This window comes from Roseateles sp. P5_E11 (assembly GCF_054049355.1).
This window is the reverse complement of sequence record NZ_JBFUMO010000683.1, coordinates 1-2765: the sequence shown is the minus strand read 5'-3', so window position 1 is coordinate 2765 and position 2765 is coordinate 1. Positions and strand designations below refer to the sequence as shown.

Sequence of the window (2765 nt, the reverse complement as noted above, 5' to 3'; positions counted from 1 at the left end):
GGTAGTAGGCGTCCAGCACGATCGAAGGGTAAGAGTAGGTGTCCGAAAAGTTCGGCGCGATGGTGTCGTCGTCGTTCGTTGCGCCGATGCTGACGCTGGCACTCCAACTGCTGGCGTTGTTGGGGGTTGTCGTCTTTCGATACAGCAGGCGTGAGGCATGCCCACCAAGAACCGCGTGGATGTAGTTGTTCGAATCCAGTGCCAGGGACACGCCCGCATGGTTGTCCGGCACGCTGTCATTCGCGGCGATGTTTGCCGCCGTGTCGCCGCTGCTGCCGGCAAGTCCAACCCCCAGTTGCAACGGCGCGCCGGTGAGCTGATGGGTCGAACGGGAGAAAGACGCGAGCATGAGGGGCACGCCCTTGCGGCCCGGTTCGACGGTGTCGGCCACGATGCCGGTGCCCGGGTAGCCAAAGTGCGTGGTGCCCGTAGCGCCGCCGGTCGTCACGATGTACGACTCGGTTCCGGAGTGATACGGCGTGATCAGCGTCTGCGCCGCAATCTGATAGGGGCCTTCAATGGTCGTCAGCGTCGCACCCGTCTTCTTTGGGAAGAAGGCCAGCAAGGGACGGGTCGAGACCGTGCCCTTGCGTTGATCGTCGCTCACCTGATTTTGGTGAACCGTGATCGCTGGCGGGGCTGCCAATGCGGTGGTGGGCCCGGACGGTACTTCCATGCCGACTGCTGCATCACCGCCGTCTCCGCTCCAGCTGCTGCCACTGGGAATCGGGAAAGCTGCCCATGTCTGGCCGCCATCCGGTGAATGGAGCAGGATGGCGTAGCCGAGGCTGGACCTGAAGGTGTCAATGACGGTATAGGCATTGCATTCGTTGTCGAAGACGACGCGTTGCTCGCTCTCCGGGGCCTGCGAATACAGGCCGGCTTGACCATAGTTGGGATTGACCGTCCAGTTGATGTTCTGCCGCCTGAGCGACTCCTTGGCGATTTCCCTGAGCGACACCGCTTTCCATGTGCCGTTGTCGCCCAATACCTGAAGGTTCAGGTACCGGTCGCGAATCAGCGGACGGCCGTTGGGGGCGAAGCTGACGCGTCCGCTGTTGAATACCGGCAGATAGCCATATTGATGGATTTCGTTCCTGAAGGTCGCTGAGCCGCTTGGAGGGGACGTGTTGCCCCAGACATAGGGAGTGCCGCCAAGAAAGGCGCTGGTTGCCGCCGTGCTGATTTCCTTGATGGCGGTCTGCTGGGGCGCCGTCCAGTTGTAGCTCGTGCTATGGCACTGGCCGGTGCCGTTGATGGCTGTTTGGACGTACTTGTCCGTCGTGCTGGTCGACACGCTGGGTGTGAAGCCCGTCGTCGAAATCGTGCCGACGGCAACGCCGCCGGTCGTGCGCAGATTGCCGTTGCGGTCGAACAGCAGCGTCGAGCCGCCATTGATGCTGATGGCTTCCATGGCCGGAGGCGCATTGACGCTTGTCGAGCGGGATATCTGCAGCGTGGCCGTGGGGTTGCTGTCACCGTACTTGGCCGGCCCTGTGGCCACATACTTGGCTTCGCCGGACGAGTAGTAGATCGAATATTCGCCACAGGCGACGACGCCGTTGTTCGGGCCGCATGTGACGTTGAGGCGGGCCGGCAATTGGGCCTCCAGAGCCGCCGCGATGTTGTTGATGTAGGCGGTACCGATGCTTGTGGTCGACCCTTCGGGAAGGACGTTGCCGCTGCTGGTGATCGAGAACTTTGCGCCCCAGATCACAAGATAGCCATYCGCAAACGCACCTGGGATCGTGCGTGTATCGGTCTGGACCCAAAGGGCAGGCGCGACGGGGCCGCTGGCGGTGAACGCATCCGTTGCAGCGTTGTAGCTGACCGCATAGGTGCGGCAGTGCGCAAGAGCGCCATAGTCTGGTTTGTTGCAATCGATCTGGACGGAGATCGAAAGCCCCTGCAGCAGGGCCTGCCTCAGATAACTGCCTTGGTCCTGCGCCTGTGCTGCGAATGGCAACAGTGGCAGCAAGGCCACATACAGGCCTTTCTTGATGTTCATTGACTCCCTTTCGATGCGGATGATTGCAACGGCTCAGCGGCCGTTGGCCGACGGGACCTAGTTTCTCCCAAATCTCGGTTCAAGAAGCTGCCCGGCTGCCGGGCGACGGCCTTCTCAGCGCCGGATGCGCCGGCCTCGAAGCCGCTGCCAGCAACGCCGATGCTTACGCAGTTCAAGCCGGCGCGGGTCAACATCGACTATCACGTGGTCTTCGGGGGCCACCACTGCTCGGTGCCSCGCCAGCACGTCGGCGCCGCCGTGGAACTGCGCATCACCGCCGGCACGTTGGAGGTCTTGCTGCGGCGCCAGCGCATCGCGGCGCACGCCCTCAGTCACCTCGTGGGCGACTTCACCACCGTGGCTGGTGACCAGCGATGCGGCAGGAGCTCGTCGATCCTGCTGGCCGAGTGCGTTGGCAAGCGATCCAGCAAGTCTTGAAGTCGACGGTGAACACGCCCGGCTGGTAGTCCAGCGTCTCTGCTCGGGCACCCAGGCGCTGCCAGGGCAGCCCCAGGGCCAGAGCACCGAGCTGTGCGCGCGTCAGGGTCAGCGTGCTGGCGCCATCTTGCGACCTGACAAACTTGCCGACGTTGAGCCGCCTGGCCGCGAGCCACACCCCAATACCGTCATGCACAAGGACCTTCATGCGGTTTGCTCTGCGGTTGGCGAACAAGTAGGCGCGATGCGGCCTGGCGGCACCGAAGGCGTTGACCACGCGGGCCAGCGCCGCTTCAGTGCCAGCGCGCATGTCCAAGGG

Annotated in this window: 3 protein-coding genes; 1 reads left to right on the top strand and 2 read right to left on the bottom strand. The window is 63.2% G+C overall.

Going from position 1 to position 2765, the window contains the following annotated elements:
• On the bottom strand, positions 1-2008 hold a 2008-nt coding region (locus tag ACXJKR_RS29095; RefSeq protein ID WP_457325809.1), incomplete at its 3' end, for a hypothetical protein.
• A gap of 159 nt (positions 2009-2167) precedes the next feature.
• Between ACXJKR_RS29095 and ACXJKR_RS29090 the strand changes: the two genes are divergently transcribed.
• Positions 2168-2446 (top strand): Mu transposase domain-containing protein, encoded by a 279-nt coding sequence (locus tag ACXJKR_RS29090; protein ID WP_457325808.1) that lies wholly within the window; start codon positions 2168-2170, stop codon positions 2444-2446.
• Here ACXJKR_RS29090 and tnpB read toward each other — a convergent pair.
• Positions 2358-2756, bottom strand: a complete 399-nt coding sequence (tnpB, locus tag ACXJKR_RS29085; protein ID WP_457325810.1) for an IS66 family insertion sequence element accessory protein TnpB — start codon at positions 2754-2756, stop codon at positions 2358-2360. The genes ACXJKR_RS29090 and tnpB overlap by 89 nt on opposite strands.
• Positions 2757-2765: the final 9 nt, after the last annotated feature.